At 36.4% G+C, this 15546-nt stretch carries 9 protein-coding genes and 1 tRNA gene; 7 read left to right on the top strand and 3 right to left on the bottom strand.

Translation table 11 applies throughout. The features are described 5' to 3' along the window. Positions 1-3: 3 nt before the first annotated feature. Positions 4-3327, bottom strand: a complete 3324-nt coding sequence (locus QSV08_RS13235; protein WP_324023837.1) for a DUF2723 domain-containing protein — start codon at positions 3325-3327, stop codon at positions 4-6. Positions 3328-3495: 168 nt separating this feature from the next. Here QSV08_RS13235 and QSV08_RS13230 point away from each other — a divergent pair. Both QSV08_RS13230 and QSV08_RS13225 read left to right on the top strand, forming a co-directional pair. Further along, positions 3496-3566 (top strand) — tRNA-Gln (locus QSV08_RS13230). Between the two features lie 252 nt (positions 3567-3818). After that, positions 3819-4151, top strand: a complete 333-nt coding sequence (locus QSV08_RS13225) for a hypothetical protein (protein WP_324023835.1) — start codon at positions 3819-3821, stop codon at positions 4149-4151. Positions 4152-4195: 44 nt separating this feature from the next. Here QSV08_RS13225 and QSV08_RS13220 read toward each other — a convergent pair whose 3' ends face one another. Next, positions 4196-5521: a cation:proton antiporter gene (locus QSV08_RS13220; protein ID WP_324023833.1), complete on the bottom strand. Its 1326-nt coding sequence runs from the start codon at positions 5519-5521 to the stop codon at positions 4196-4198. A 221-nt stretch (positions 5522-5742) separates the two neighbouring features. On the opposite strand from QSV08_RS13220, the gene rimP reads away from it, so the two are divergent. The 3 genes from rimP to infB are packed head-to-tail and all read left to right on the top strand — an operon-like array spanning position 5743 to position 10335. After that, on the top strand, positions 5743-6204 hold the full coding sequence (gene rimP, locus QSV08_RS13215) for a ribosome assembly cofactor RimP (protein ID WP_324023831.1): 462 nt from the start codon (positions 5743-5745) through the stop codon (positions 6202-6204). A 12-nt stretch (positions 6205-6216) separates the two neighbouring features. Next, positions 6217-7449, top strand: a complete 1233-nt coding sequence (gene nusA / locus QSV08_RS13210; protein WP_324023830.1) for a transcription termination factor NusA — start codon at positions 6217-6219, stop codon at positions 7447-7449. 42 nt (positions 7450-7491) lie between these two features. Further along, on the top strand, positions 7492-10335 hold the full coding sequence (infB, locus tag QSV08_RS13205) for a translation initiation factor IF-2 (protein WP_324023828.1): 2844 nt from the start codon (positions 7492-7494) through the stop codon (positions 10333-10335). A gap of 57 nt (positions 10336-10392) precedes the next feature. On the opposite strand, the gene QSV08_RS13200 is transcribed toward infB, so the two are convergent. Next, complete coding sequence (locus QSV08_RS13200) at positions 10393-10764, bottom strand: SPOR domain-containing protein (protein WP_073242347.1); 372 nt, start codon at positions 10762-10764, stop codon at positions 10393-10395. Between the two features lie 232 nt (positions 10765-10996). Here QSV08_RS13200 and QSV08_RS13195 point away from each other — a divergent pair, with 232 nt between their 5' ends. Next, positions 10997-12367 carry a c-type cytochrome gene (locus QSV08_RS13195; protein WP_324023826.1) on the top strand — a complete coding sequence of 457 codons (1371 nt, stop codon included), beginning with the start codon at positions 10997-10999 and terminating at the stop codon, positions 12365-12367. Positions 12368-12402: 35 nt separating this feature from the next. Continuing rightward, on the top strand, positions 12403-15525 hold the full coding sequence (locus tag QSV08_RS13190; protein WP_324023824.1) for a TAT-variant-translocated molybdopterin oxidoreductase: 3123 nt from the start codon (positions 12403-12405) through the stop codon (positions 15523-15525). Positions 15526-15546: the final 21 nt, after the last annotated feature.

Genomic DNA, 15546 nt, shown 5'->3' with positions numbered 1-15546 from the left:
CTTTTATTCTATGATCTCGGTTTTGGTATTGTCTGGTAGAATAGTATCAGATACTGGTACCGTATCCATCATATCTGGATTGGGCTGTTGCATTTCTTCACGCATGTCCATATCATCTTCATCTTTGTAGAAGTGTTGAAACTTGTCGATGTACTCGTTGAATATCAATGTTTCTTTCTCGGCCATATCTTCATTATCATTAGTGATAATGATATCTATATTACGTCTGTATGCTTCCATATCTGCGATGATATCATCAATATTGCTGTATTGTTCGTCTAAACTTGTAGAAGCATAATACTCTAATCTTTCTTGGTACTTCTTTTTTAGTTTTTCGAAGAGGGCACGTGCTTTATCGCCTTCGCCAACTTTATAGTAACCGTCTATAAAAGGTTCTATTAATGTGTAATACCCAAATTTGTCAACTGGCATATTGGTTAACGATATTTCGATAATATCTTTAGCCCTGTCCATTTTGTTTTCTTTGATCAACGCCTCTGTCAAACGAGCCAAGTTTCCTCTAAAAGAAACACTTTGAATACGTGTTTGAGTATCATGGTAAATGTCACCACCTGCATTGCCCCAATCCCATCCGGTAACGATATCATACATTAGGTCTGTATCGATACGACCAAGTTCAAATGCGTTAGGTCTTTCTGTACGAATAGGTACTAGTTTATATGCTAAGCCATCTAGTTGAAGGTAATCTTTCATCCAAAGGTATTCAGCATCGTCAAAACTACCTCCAGAGAAGTATAAAGGTCGTTTCCAGTCATTGTTCGCTAAGATATCTAGCATCATCATGCTCTTCTTCGTTATTGCGCCTGGTAGGTCAATATCAATATATTCTACAATAAGGTCGGCATCTTTTTCTTTAACCAAGCCGCTGCTCAATACATTTTGTTTGTTTACAGGAACCCTAATTTTATTGGTAGGGTAGTAGACCATGTTTTGAGTATCTTCAGAATACTGACTTAGGTCTGCTCCGTTTTGTTCAAATAAATATTTAAGTTTTGTTCTAGGTTTGTCACTATCGATCCAGTTGATGAAATCTTTAATTGGCCATCTGTTTTCTGTAATACCTTGGTGGTATAAGACATCTCGTGATCCTAATCTATATTTCTCGTGTGTAATTTGAGAAGGTATTGGTGCGCTTTCATATGCAGCAACCTTCATTTGATCTACATACCAATCTGTTTCAAAAAGACTGGTACAGACAATACGTACGTCGGTTCTATAGTTCTCAATTTCTTGTGCATACCAAATAGGGAAGGTGTCGTTATCTCCGATGGTGAATAATATAGCGCCAACATCTTCTTGACATGAATCTAAATATGCTTTTGCAGATGAATTTGCAGTGAATCTGCCCGATCTATCATGGTCATCCCAGTTTTGTACAGCCATTACTGTTGGTACAGCAAGTAAAGTGACGACAACTACTACAGGTGCTAATATTTTAGGCGTAATCCAATCTTTAAAACTATCATAAAGTCCGTATACTCCTAAACCTATCCAAAGGGCAAAAACATAGAATGACCCTACTAATGAATAATCTCGTTCACGAGGTTGAAAAATACCTGGGTTGGTGTAAAATTGAATAGCCAAACCAGTAAATAGGAAGAATATGAGCAATACCCAAAATTGCTTTTTGTCTTTTGAGACCTGAAAAACAATACCGATAATTCCTAAAATTAAAGGCAAAAAGAAATAGGTATTTCTGCCTGGGTTGTTTTGTATATCGCTAGGTAGGTTATCTTGACTGCCTAATCGCATGCTGTCAATCGCATTTATACCACTTAACCAGTTACCATTTTCATTGTAACGACCTTGAACATCATTTTGTTTTCCAACAAAATTCCACATGAAATAACGCAAGTACATATAGTTGAATTGAAATTCTACCATATACTTTACATTGTCCCAAACGGTTGGTGGCTGTACTTCTATGTACTCATCAAAACGCTTTAAAAAGCTAATGTATTGGTCAGCGCCGATGTCACCATTTGCAAAACCTATTTTAATTTGTTTTGCTGCTTGTCTTAATTCTAGATTTGGCTGGGTGATTTTGAAATCTAATGCCCCAAAGTAGCGCATGTAGTTTTCTGCATTTTGTGAGCTCCACATTCTAGGTAGCAGGCCTTGGTGTTTTGGATTAGGACCTTGAACAGCATCTACATATTTGTTTACAATAATATATTTGCCAAGCGCATAATCTTTCTCATACTTTGGTTTGCCGTCTTGATCTTCACCCGCAGGTGCAAACATGTCTGAATAATAGGTACCGTAAACAGGGCTATCAACACCTGGGTACTGCTCTCTATTGTAATATGCTAAAAGTGCTCGTGCATCTTCTGGATTGTTCTCATTGATAACAACCTTGGCATTTGCTCTAATCGGTAACATTAACCAAGATGAAAAGCCTAAGAATAAAAACATCATACAAAGAACAATAGTGTTCCCTGTTCTGTAATTATTTTTTCGTGTATAGTTTAGAGCAAAGTAAAAAGCTGCTATGAATAGTAAACCAATAATAATAGATCCAGAGTTAAATGGTAGTCCAATACTATTAATGAAGAACACTTCTCCCCAACCGAAAAGTTGAAGAATATAAGTAAGAGAAAATTTATAGACCAACATTAAAATGGCAATAACTATAATGTTTGCCAGTAAAAAGTTCTTTACAGTAGTCTCTTTGTAGGTTTTAAAATAATAAAGTAGCCCAATTGATGGTATTGCCAAAAAGCCCATAAATTGTATACCGAAAGTAAGACCTACCACGAAAGAGATTAATACGATCCATTTGTTACCTCGCGGATCATCTAGATTATCGACCCATTTTAAACCCATCCATAGTAATAAGGCCATTATAAAACTTGCCATGGCGTACACTTCAGTTTCTACGGCATTAAACCAAAAACTATCAGAGTAAGTAAATGCGAGAGATCCAACTAAAGCACTACCAAATACGGCAATTGCTTTACTGTTAGTTAACGGACCGTCATTATCGATTAGTTTTCTGGTGATATTTGTAATCGTCCAGAACATGAATAAAATGGTAAAAGCACTTGAAACACCAGACACTAGGTTGACCATCATTGCAACTTGGCTAGGTTCTAAAGCGAACATGGCAAAGAATGCACCTATCATTTGTAGTAAAGGAGCTCCTGGTGGGTGACCCACTTGAAGCTTAGCAGCAGTTGCTATATACTCGCCCGCATCCCAAAAACTGTTAGTGGGTTCTACGGTAATGTAGTATGTAATAAGTGCTATGAAAAATACGGACCATCCTAATATAGTGTCCCACTTGTGGTAGTTCTTTGAAAACATGAAGCTTGGGTTAAACCTAAGTGGCGAATTTACTAATTAATATAGAAAGGAATGAACTATTTTTATAAACCTTTAACATGGGTAAAGTAGATTTTTTTCATTTTTACTTAAAAAAATGTTTGGTGAAACAAAACTTTGTTTTAAATTTGCAGCCTCTTAAAAAGGTATTGGCCCATGGTGTAATGGTAACACTTCGGTTTTTGGTACCGTCATTCAAGGTTCGAATCCTTGTGGGCCAACTAAGAGAACATAGAAAATCCTGATATCATTTGATATCGGGATTTTTGTTTTTATGATTTATATCATTTTATTTGAATTTGAACTGTAAGACCTTCGCTATTCATGCATGTTTAAAAGTTGAATATGTAGAAATGATGAGCTGTATGTAAGTATTTTTGTACATTTAGTCCGATAACGTTACAAATTCATCGGAAAAGAAACCATTTCGATTATGTTATTATTTACTTTGGTACCCTAAAGAACTTAACCCTATGAAACTCTCTCCAAAAGTTTTAAAGATATTATTGATTGTTGTTTTACTTGGATTTGGAATCGGATTCTACATGCAAGACGTAAAACACGAAGAAAGTACTGCCCATGCTTGGAAGGCGAATCGCTATAATTTAGATCGCTTTAATAAGATTATGGAGTACAATAATAAAATGAACTCTTCTAACTGGAGAGTATTAAAAGATAGTATCGATCAGCAGTTAGATACTCTTATGATACTTCGTTTTCGTAAAGAAGTAGATAGTTTAGAAGAATCTGAACCACAGGCGTACAGTGAACAAGTTGAAGTGCACGCTTCATTTATGCCGCAATAACTCTTTCAATTTTTGTTGTGATTAAGACAGATTTGTAATCCGTCTTAGTGAGAATCCTCAGGGCTTATTTGCTCAGGAGCGTCATTTTTAGGTTCGATAAGTTCTTCACTTTCCGACTGCCTAATTGCATCTTCAGCTAAATTTCTTTCTGCAATCTCTTCGTCAATTTCATCTAACATAGTGCCCATTTTACGTTTATCCCGAATCATGGCCCATGTCATTACTAAGCTTGTAGCAATTATAACGAACAGTAGAATACCAGATTCGAAACCTTCAATTTGTGCCTTCATCGGTATGGCGTAGAATAACAATACCGTAATCAATCCTCTTGGGGCAATAAATAATTGCGGCAGCATGTCCTTGCCAACAAAAACAATGAGTACCAAAAAGCGTATTATATAGATAGATGCTATTATAAGTAAGCTAACAATTGCTACGTTAACGCTTAACAGTGATGATAATACAATAGTAATACCAAATATTACAAAGAAAAAAGTACGAACTACAAATGCTGTTTCGAGAGTGACAATATGTAGTTCGTGGTAAATTTGTTGCATTCGTTCGTTTTCTAGAAAAATCTTTGTTTTCCCAGGAAAGAACAAATTCACATTCTTAACGATTAACCCAAAAACAAGTATAATGATTAAAGAAGATAAGTGCATTTTCTTTCCAATAGCATAAAGAAGTAGTAGCACCGAGATAAGTAAGAATAGCTTGGCTTGGCTTTTAATACGTTGAAAGACTAGTATAATGGCGTAGCTAGCGACCAAAGCAATAACTATGGTGACGACCAGGTTTATTCCAAAACCGACAACCCCAGTATCTTCTGCGGGGTCAAGTTTTCCTGTTAAAAAGTAAAACATCATAATACCCATGATATCAGAAAAGGTACTCTCGTAGATGTGGAATTCTTTTTTTTCCTCGCTTAGTCCGCCAACGCTAGGTATAATTATAGCACTAGATAATATGGATAACGGTGTAGCGTATAACCATGCAGATTGCATGGTCATATTAGGTATGAATTGATTTAGAATTAAAGCGGCTACATAAGCAGAGCCAACTAAGCCAATTAGGGCGATTGCCATAGATTTTAAAATTGGCCATAGTTTTTCTTTCTTTAATTCTAATTCTAAAGCAGCTTCTAAAACAATCATTATAAGACCTACGGTGCCAAGAATTTCTAATGAACCTTTGAAATCTGGTATTTCTGGGATAAAAAATTCAAGTCCTATTTTGATTAGAATACCCAAGACAATAAGCATGAGTACAGCCGGTATGTTGGTTTTTTTAGAGATGCCGTTAAAAAAGAAAGACAATACAACAATTAGTGATGCACCTATAATTAGGTTGTAAGACGTAAGAATTTCCATTAATGTTATTTTGGTTGGTGTTAGGCTAAAAATAAGATAATTTCTAAAAGCGTTTAATTTTTGTTGTATTTATTATTTATTTTGATTGTTTTCATATTGAATGAATTAGGTGTAAATAGACTATTGTAGGAAATTAAATTTATTGTATATTTGCAAAGCTGAAAGGATATAAAAGTATTCATGAGGGGACAATTAGTCCCCTCTTTTATTACTTATTATTTATGCTAAAGGAAAAAGTAAAAGAATTATTGGAACAAGGTCTTCAAGAAGATCCCTCCCTATTTTTAATCGATTTCACTATGGGTGCTGATAATAGCATTCATGTGGTAATAGACGGTGACCATGGGGTTACGGTTAGTGATTGTATAAAAATAAGTAGGGCTATTGAAAATGATTTAGATCGTGAAGAACACGATTTTTCCCTTGAGGTTGCCTCTGCAGGTGCAGCGGCTCCGTTGGTTTTGCCTCGTCAATATGTTAAGAATATTGGTAGAAAACTTGAAGTTCGTACAAATGACGATAAGTTTGAAGGAAATTTGACCGCCGTAAATGATAATTCTATTATTTTGGAGTGGAAAGCTAGAGAGCCTAAGCTAATTGGTAAAGGAAAAGTGACCGTTCAGAAAAAAGAAGAAGTAAATTTTTCAGATATTATTAAAGCAAAAGTTGTATTAAAATTTTAATTGTAATTACCAATGGAAAATATTGCGTTAATTGAATCTTTCTCAGAGTTTAAGGACGATAAGTTCATAGACAGGGTAACATTGATGGCCATTTTGGAAGATGTTTTTAGAAATGCGCTTAAAAAGAAGTTTGGTTCAGATGATAACTTTGATATCATTATCAACCCAGATAAAGGTGATTTAGAAATTTGGAGAAACCGTATCGTTGTAAACGATGGTGAAGTTGAAGAACCGAATGAAGAAATTTCATTAACTGCTGCTCGTAAAATTGAGCCAGATTTTGAAGTTGGTGAAGATGTATCTGAAGAGGTGAAGTTGATTGATTTAGGAAGAAGAGCTATTTTGGCATTACGTCAAAATCTTATTTCTAAAATTCATGAGCATGATAATACAACTATTTATAAGCACTTTAAAGATTTAGAGGGCGAAATATATACGGCAGAGGTTCATCACATTCGTCATAAAGCTATAATTTTGTTAGATGATGAAGGTAATGAAATAATCTTGCCAAAAGATAGACAGATACCTTCAGATTTCTTCCGTAAAGGTGATAATGTTAGAGGTATAATCGAAAGCGTAGAATTAAAAGGAGCAAAACCTTCTATTATAATGTCTAGAAGTTCACCTAAATTCTTGGAGCAATTATTCTTTCAAGAAATTCCAGAGGTGTTCGATGGTTTAATTACGGTTAAAAAAGTAGTAAGAATACCAGGGGAAAAAGCGAAGGTTGCTGTAGACTCTTATGATGATCGTATTGATCCGGTAGGTGCCTGTGTAGGTATGAAAGGATCGAGAATTCATGGTATTGTTCGTGAATTAGGTAATGAAAATATCGATGTTATTAACTGGACAGCTAACCCTCAATTGTTAGTTACTAGAGCATTGAGTCCGGCAAGAGTTTCTTCTGTTAAGTTGAATGATGAGAAGATGACAGCGCAAGTTTACTTAAAGCCAGAAGAGGTTTCTAAAGCTATTGGTAGAGGTGGGCATAATATTAGATTAGCTGGTCAATTGACTGGTTATGAGATAGATGTATTCCGTGAAGGAGTAGAGGAAGATGTTGAATTGACAGAGTTCTCTGATGAAATCGATGCTTGGATTATAGAAGAATTCAAGAAGATCGGATTTGATACAGCACGTAGCGTCTTAGAACAAGATGTTAACGATTTAGTGAAGCGTACAGATTTAGAAGAGGAAACTATTTTAGAAGTTGTGCGTATCCTAAAAGAAGAATTAGAAGATTAGCTATATATTAGCACTTAAATAAAAGAACGGGAATCAGTATTTATGGCAGACAATGCAAAAATAAGGCTTAATAAAGTTCTTCGTGAACTTAATATTTCCTTGGATAGGGCAGTGGACTTTCTTAACGGAAAAGGACATGATGTGGAAGCGAGGCCTACCACAAAAATTTCCGATGATGTTTATCAAGTTTTGCTTGACGAGTTCCAGACGGATAAGAGTAAAAAGGTAGCTTCAAAGGAAGTTGGCGAGGAGAAGCGTAAGGAGAAGGAGGCAATTCGAGTTCGATTAGAAAAAGAACAAGAAGATCGTCGCTTATCCCGTGAGCGAAGAAACGCTGAATCTGAAGAGAAAGCTTTGGTTGGTAAGGTTGAACTTTCCGGACCTAAAATGGTCGGTAAAATAGATCTTAATCCTAAGAAAAAAGTTAAGGAAGAACCTGTTAAGGAGACTCCGAAAGCTGAGGAAAAGGTTGCTCCGAAAGTGGAGGAAAAAGCTGTGCCTAAGGTTGAGGTTAAAGAAACTAGAAAGGTTGTTTTACAAGGACCTAAGATAGTTTCTCAACCGGTGAAGAAACCAGAGGTTAAGAAAGAAGAACCTAAAGTTGAAGCTCCGAAAGCGGCTGCGCCTAAAGTTGAAGAGACTAAAAAGCCAGAAGTTAAAAAGGAATCTACTAAGGTAGAGCCAGTAGCTGAAGTTGCTCCAGAACTTGAAGCTCCGAAGACTATTGAGACTCAATATCAGAAATTATCAGGTCCGAAAATTGCGGGAGAGAAAATCGATCTTAGCAAATTTGAGAAGCCTAAGAAAAAGAAGGAAGATAAAAAACCTGCTGCTGGTGCTGTTGATCGTAAAAAGCGACGTAGAAGAATTGTTACAAAAAATCCTTCTGGTCCTGGTCAAAGTAGAAGTACCGGTAATACTGGTGATAGAAATAAAGGTAGAGGAAGATTTGCACCTGTTGCAAAGGTAGAGCCTACTGAAGAAGATGTTCAAAAGCAAGTACGTGAAACTCTAGAAAAACTTCAAGGTAAATCTAAGAAGGGTAAAGGGGCTAAGTACAGAAGAAGTAAAAGAGATCAGCATCGTGAGCAAACTGAGAAAGATCTAGAACAACAGGAATTAGAGAACAAAGTACTTAAAGTTACTGAGTTTGTTACAGCAACTGAGGTTGCAACTATGATGGGTGTTTCTACGACTGAAATTATTTCAGCTTGTATGTCATTAGGATTAATGGTAACAATGAATCAGCGTTTAGATGCTGAAACATTATCTATTGTAGCTGATGAGTTTGGTTATGAGGTAGATTTCGTTACTGCTGATATTGAAGAAAGTATAGTTGAAGAGGTTGATGCTCCTGAAGATTTAAAATCAAGAGCGCCTATTGTTACTGTAATGGGTCACGTGGATCACGGTAAAACTTCTTTATTGGATTATATCCGTAAAGAAAATGTTATAGCCGGTGAAAGTGGTGGTATTACACAACACATTGGTGCATATGGAGTAACTCTTGATAATGGAGAGCGTATTGCTTTCTTGGATACACCGGGTCACGAAGCGTTTACCGCGATGCGTGCAAGGGGTGCTCAGGTTACAGATATTGCAATTATTGTAATAGCGGCAGATGATGATATTATGCCACAAACGAAAGAAGCAATTAGTCATGCGCAAGCTGCTGGTGTGCCAATCGTTTTTGCAATAAACAAAGTAGATAAGTCTACAGCTAACCCAGATAAGATTAAAGAAGGTTTAGCACAAATGAACTTATTGGTTGAAGATTGGGGTGGTAAAATACAATCTCATGATATTTCTGCTAAAACTGGTTTAGGTGTTAAAGAGTTATTGGAGAAGGTTTTACTTGAAGCAGAATTGTTAGAGTTAAAAGCGAATCCAGATAAGCAAGCTACAGGTACTGTAGTAGAAGCTTTCTTAGATAAAGGTAAAGGTTATGTATCTACTGTATTAGTACAGTCGGGTACACTTAAAATAGGTGATTATGTATTAGCTGGTACCACTAGTGGTAAGATAAAGGCAATGCAAGATGAAAGAGGTCATAGTGTTAAAGAGGCTGGACCGTCTACACCAATATCTATTTTAGGTCTTGATGGTGCTTCTCAAGCAGGTGATAAGTTCTATGTGTTAGAAGATGAACGTGAGGCAAAACAAATTGCTTCAAGAAGATCTCAATTACAACGTGAGCAGTCTGTTAGAACGCAACGTCATATAACCCTTGATGAAATCGGACGTAGAATTGCATTAGGTGATTTCAAAGAGCTTAATATTATCCTTAAAGGTGATGTTGATGGTTCTGTTGAGGCACTTACAGATTCTTTCCAGAAATTATCTACCGATGAAATTCAAGTAAATATCATTCACAAAGCAGTTGGTCCTATTACAGAATCAGATGTGTTGTTAGCTTCAGCTTCAGATGCTGTTATAATTGGTTTTAATGTAAGGCCAATGGGTAATGCTAAAGCAATCGCTGAAAAAGAAGAAATTGATATCCGTATGTATTCTATTATATATGCAGCGATCAATGATCTTAAAGATGCGATGGAAGGTATGTTGTCTCCAGAAATGAAAGAAGAGATATCTGGTACTGCTGAGATTAGAGAGACATTCAAGATATCTAAAATTGGTACCATTGCAGGTTGTATGGTAACTAGTGGTAAAATCTTTAGAAATTCTAATATTCGATTGATACGTGATAGTGTTGTAATATACACTGGTACATTGACTTCTTTAAAGCGATTTAAAGATGATGTTAGAGAAGTAGCAAAAGGATATGACTGTGGTCTTCAGATCAAAAACTATAATGATATCATTGAAGGTGATATCGTCGAAGCATTCCAAGAGGTTGCAGTGAAGAAGAAATTGAAATCTAAATAGGATTTTAATAGAAGAGTTTTTTAAATCTCTTTAAAAATAAAGCAAAAAAAAATCGACCTATTTGGTCGATTTTTTTGGTTTTAATAACATGGCATCAGGATACTTAATTCGAACCTCATTAAACTTTCGTTCTGCATCTAATTTAGAAGTGAATCTACCGACTCTAACTCTGTAAGTAGGTGAGTCGAAATCTATTTTAGAAGACAAATCTGGAAAATCTTCCTCAACATTTGCTTTTATTCTTTGTGCTTTGGCGTAATTTCCAAAACCAACCTGTATTCTATAATATTCATTATTGCTTAGAGAAGATTTATAGATTTCTAGCAATTGGTCAATCTTTGGGTTTTGTTCAATGTTCACATTTGCACCTTGCGCATAGCTAAATTGAGCAAAACAAGCAAAAACCACTATGGTACTTAGAATTTTCATAACCTATTTTTAATTTTATTTTCGTTATTGACAAAAGTAATTTATTAAGGATCAAACAAATAAATCAGGATCTATTTAGAATATTTCTAAATTGTAAATTATAGATACATTAACATTTTCCAAATAAAGACTATGTCGTATTTTTGTCTTCGATTTAGGCATTTGGTGGATTGTAATTGGTTTCATCTATGACCAAAATCATGCCAAGATTCCGATAGAAATATTCGATAATATGAAAAAGGTTCCAAACCGAAATCAGTTTTCTAAAATTTTAGGTTTATCCCTAATAGTTTTTTTGCTTTTTGCAAGTCCGTTAACAGCACAGGATGCTCCTGCTGCTGACGAAGCAACTACTGAGGTAGCTGCTGGTGCTGGAGATGCAAAAAATGGTAAAGCATTGTTCAATCAGAACTGCGCGGCTTGTCATGCGTTGAATCGTAAGATGACCGGACCTGCATTAGAAAATGTAGAAAGTAGATTAAGTGAAGATGAAGGCTTAGGTAAAGATTGGTTATACGCTTGGATTAAGAATAGTCCTGGTGTTATCAAATCAGGAGATGCTTATGCTAACAAGCTTTATGCAGAGTACAATCAAGCGGCAATGACTGCTTTTCCAACATTATCAGATGGTGATATTGATGATATATTAGCTTATACCGCTGCTGCTCCGGCTGCTGCGCCAGCTCCTGCAGCAGGTGATGCTCAAGCTGCTGCTGCAACTACAGGTTCTGCTGGTGTTTCTAACGAGGTTATATTAGGTGCTTTGGTGCTTGTGTTTGGTTTGTTGGTGGTTATGTTGTTGTTGGTGAATAAAACGTTACAACGTATAGCTCAGGCAAACGGTATTGTTCTTGAGAAAGACAATGCTGCAAAAAGAACGCCTATTTGGAAAGCATTCGCTCAAAATCAATTTTTGGTTTTGGTTACTGCAATTATCTTATTGTTGGGTAGTGCGTATTTCGCGTACGGATGGATGATGCAAGTTGGTGTTGATCAAGGTTACGCGCCTATTCAGCCAATACATTATTCTCATAAGGTTCATGCTGGTGATAATAAAATTGAATGTAAGTATTGTCACTCTTCAGCTAGAGTTTCTAAGACATCAGGTATACCGTCATTAAATGTATGTATGAACTGTCATAAGTCAGTTTATGAGTATACTGGTAATCCTGAGGGTCCTTCTCAAGAAGATTTAGAGAACGGTTACACAAACGAATTCTATACTGGTGAGATTAAGAAGTTGTATAAAGCAGTTGGTTGGGATGAAGAAACTCAAGGTTACACTGGTGAGAGCCAGCCTGTAGAATGGGTTAGAATTCATAACCTTCCTGATTTTGCTTATTTCAATCACTCACAACACGTTTCTGTTGCTGGTGTTGAATGTCAAACTTGTCACGGTCCTGTAGAGGAAATGGAAATTATGTATCAATATTCTCCATTAACAATGGGTTGGTGTATTGATTGCCATAGAGAAACAAACGTGAAAGTTGAAGGTAATGAGTACTATGAGAAAATTCATGCTGAGCTTTCTAAGAAGTACGGTGTAGAGAATTTAACAGCTGCTCAATTGGGTGGACTGGAATGTGGTAAATGTCACTATTAATAATAATTTAAAGAAGCTAATTACAGATAATACGTATGGCATCAAACAAAAAATATTGGAAAAACGAGGCGGAGTTAAATCCTAACGATTCCATTGTTGAGGCGCTAAAGCAGAACGAATTTGTAGAGCAGATTCCTGTGGATGATTTCTTGGGTGACAAGGAAACTTTGTCTTCTACAAGTACAAATCGTAGAGATTTCTTGAAGTATGTTGGGTTTAGTACCGCAGCTGCTTCTTTAGCAGCATGTGAAGGTCCGGTTGTAAAATCGATTCCTTACGTGGTGTTACCAGAAAATATAGTTCCAGGAGTTGCGAATTACTACGCAACAACTATTGCTAACGGATTTGATTTTGCAAGCATATTAATTAAGACACGTGAAGGTCGTCCTATTAAAGTTGAGAATAATACCTTGGCTAAAATTGGAGGTTCTGCAAATGCAAGAATTCAAGGTTCTGTTCTTTCTTTGTACGATAGTACTAGATTGCAAGGACCATTGGCTAATGGTGAGCCTGTTGAATGGGATGTATTGAATGCAGCAGTAAAAGCTAAAATGAGCGGACTGAAGGGTTCTGCTAAAAAAATAGCTGTACTTACGCAAACATACGCTAGTCCGTCAACGGATCGTTTAATGTCAGATTTAGTTGCAGCCAATGAAAATGTTGTTCATGTTACTTATGACGCAATTTCTGAAGATGCTGCCTTAACTGCTTTTGAAAATAAATATGGAGAGCGAGCTTTAGCGGATTACGATTTTGAAAAATCTGGACTTATTGTTTCTTTTGGAGCAGATTTTATTGCTGATTGGCAAGGTGGCGGATATGATGCCGGTTATTCTAGAGGACGTGTGCCGAAGAATGGTAAAATGTCAAGACACGTACAGTTAGAGGCGAATATGTCATTAACTGGTGCGAATGCAGATAAGCGTGTGGCTATGAAGCCAAGTGCGCAGAAAGTCGTTTTAGCTAAATTATACGGAAAACTAAATGGTACTTCGGTAGGTGGTAACACTTCTGAATATGATGCATTAGTTGATTCTATAGCTGTAGAAATTAAGAAGGCAGGTTCTAGTGCGGTTGTTGTAACTGGTTTAGATGATGTTAATGCTCAGGCGGTCGTTTTAGCTATTAACGAAATGTTAGCTAGTAAGGCATTTGATGTTGCTGCACCTAAATATGTTAGAAAAGGTAGCGTTAAAGCTGTAAATGCTTTAATTGCCGATATGAAAGCAGGTAGAGTTGGTGCTTTGTTGATGGATGGGGTTAATCCTATGTATTCTTTGCCAAACGCTGCTGATTTTAAAGAAGGTTTGTCTAAGGTGGATCTTACGGTTGCTTTTTCAACAAACTGGAACGAGACTACCGAAGCTGTTCAGTATGTTGGGTCTACAAATCACTACTTGGAGTCTTGGGGTGATGTTGAAATTAAAAAGGGGCATTATAGTTTAATGCAACCTACAATTAAAGAATTATTTGATACAAAGCAGTTTCAAACGGTAGTTTTAGGATTACTAGGAAGCGAGCAAACGTATTATGATTATATAAAAGATACTTGGTCTTCTTCTATTCTTAACGGAGCTAGTTGGAACCAGGCATTGCAAGATGGTGTTTTCAGTGCAGACACTATGGTTGTTAATGCTGAAGGCGCTACACAAAATGTATCTGCTGTTGTAGAAGATGCTACTGAGGTTGTTACTAATACTTCTATGGCTTCTGCTATTCGTAGTTTAGCAAATACTACCAGTGACGGTATGGAGCTTACTTTATATTCAAAAGTAGGTATGGGTGATGGTCAGCAAGCAAGTAACCCTTGGTTGCAAGAATTCCCTGATCCAATTACAAGAGTATCTTGGGATAATTATGTTACCATTTCTAAGGCTGATGCTGTTGAGCTAGGTGTAGAGAATGTAAATGTCGCTAATGGCGGTATGGATGGTAACTATGTAAAGCTTACTGTAAATGGAGTAAGTGTTGATCAAGTTCCGGTTGTAGTTCAGCCAGGTCAAGCAAAAGGTACAGTAGGTCTTGCTTTAGGATATGGTAAGAAAGTAGGATTGAAAGAAGATATGCAAACTGGGGTGAACGCCTTTGTTTTGTATGACGGTTTCAGTGCTACGCAATCTGTAAGTGTAGAGAAAGTAGCAGGTAACCATGAGTTTGCTTGTATTCAATTACATAAAACCCTTATGGGTAGAGGAGATATCATAAAGGAAACAACTTTAGAGATATTCAATACTAAAAATCATTCTGAGTGGAATGAGGTTCCTATGGTTTCTTTAGATCACCAAGAAGTTCCTGCAACTTCTGTTGATTTGTGGGATAGCTTTGATCGTACCATTGGGCATCATTTTAATATGTCGATCGATTTAAATGCTTGTACCGGTTGTGGTTCTTGTGTTATCGCTTGTCATGCTGAGAATAACGTACCAGTTGTTGGTAAGGCTGAAGTAAGAAAGTCAAGAGATATGCACTGGTTGCGTATCGATAGATACTATTCTTCAGAAGAAACTTTCGAAGGTGATAATGAGAAGAAAGATGGTTTTGATGGTTTATTTGGTGATGCTGGTTCATTAGGAGGTTTCGGTGAGTTAGAAGATCCTTCTGCTAATCCTCAGGTTGCTTTTCAGCCTGTAATGTGTCAACACTGTAACCATGCGCCTTGTGAAACTGTTTGTCCTGTTGCGGCAACATCACACGGTAGACAAGGTCAAAATCAAATGGCTTATAACAGATGTGTAGGTACAAGATATTGTGCAAACAACTGTCCTTATAAAGTGCGTAGATTTAACTGGTTCTTGTATAATAACAATGACGAGTTCGATTTCCATATGAATAACGATTTGGGTAAAATGGTATTGAACCCAGATGTAAATGTTCGTTCTAGAGGTGTTATTGAAAAATGTTCTATGTGTATTCAAAAAACACAAAAGACTATTCTTGATGCTAAAAGAGATGGGCGTGTTATTGCTGACGGAGAATTCCAAACAGCTTGTTCTTCAGCATGTAGTAATGGAGCCATTGTATTTGGTGATATTAATGATGAGAAGAGTAAAGTAGCAGAATTAAAAGCGAGTGACCGTATGTACCACTTATTGGAGCATGTAGGTACTCAACCAAATGTTTTCTATCACGTAAAGGTTAGAAACACCAACGAAGCATAAACAATAGTAGAAAGTAATTAT

This window comes from Maribacter sp. BPC-D8 (assembly GCF_035207705.1).
Lineage (GTDB): Bacteria > Bacteroidota > Bacteroidia > Flavobacteriales > Flavobacteriaceae > Maribacter.
The sequence above is the reverse complement of the archived record's forward strand: the minus strand, read 5'-3'. Positions and strand labels throughout refer to the sequence as shown.

Bases quoted from the DNA above. Each gene is read 5' to 3' on its own strand.
- QSV08_RS13235 (WP_324023837.1), bottom strand. From the start codon at position 3,327: ATGTTTTCAAAGAACTACCACAAGTGGGACACTATATTAGGATGGTCC.
- QSV08_RS13225 (WP_324023835.1), top strand. From the start codon at position 3,819: ATGAAACTCTCTCCAAAAGTTTTAAAGATATTATTGATTGTTGTTTTA.
- QSV08_RS13220 (WP_324023833.1), bottom strand. From the start codon at position 5,521: ATGGAAATTCTTACGTCTTACAACCTAATTATAGGTGCATCACTAATT.
- rimP (WP_324023831.1), top strand. From the start codon at position 5,743: ATGCTAAAGGAAAAAGTAAAAGAATTATTGGAACAAGGTCTTCAAGAA.
- nusA (WP_324023830.1), top strand. From the start codon at position 6,217: ATGGAAAATATTGCGTTAATTGAATCTTTCTCAGAGTTTAAGGACGAT.
- infB (WP_324023828.1), top strand. From the start codon at position 7,492: ATGGCAGACAATGCAAAAATAAGGCTTAATAAAGTTCTTCGTGAACTT.
- QSV08_RS13200 (WP_073242347.1), bottom strand. From the start codon at position 10,764: ATGAAAATTCTAAGTACCATAGTGGTTTTTGCTTGTTTTGCTCAATTT.
- QSV08_RS13195 (WP_324023826.1), top strand. From the start codon at position 10,997: ATGAAAAAGGTTCCAAACCGAAATCAGTTTTCTAAAATTTTAGGTTTA.
- QSV08_RS13190 (WP_324023824.1), top strand. From the start codon at position 12,403: ATGGCATCAAACAAAAAATATTGGAAAAACGAGGCGGAGTTAAATCCT.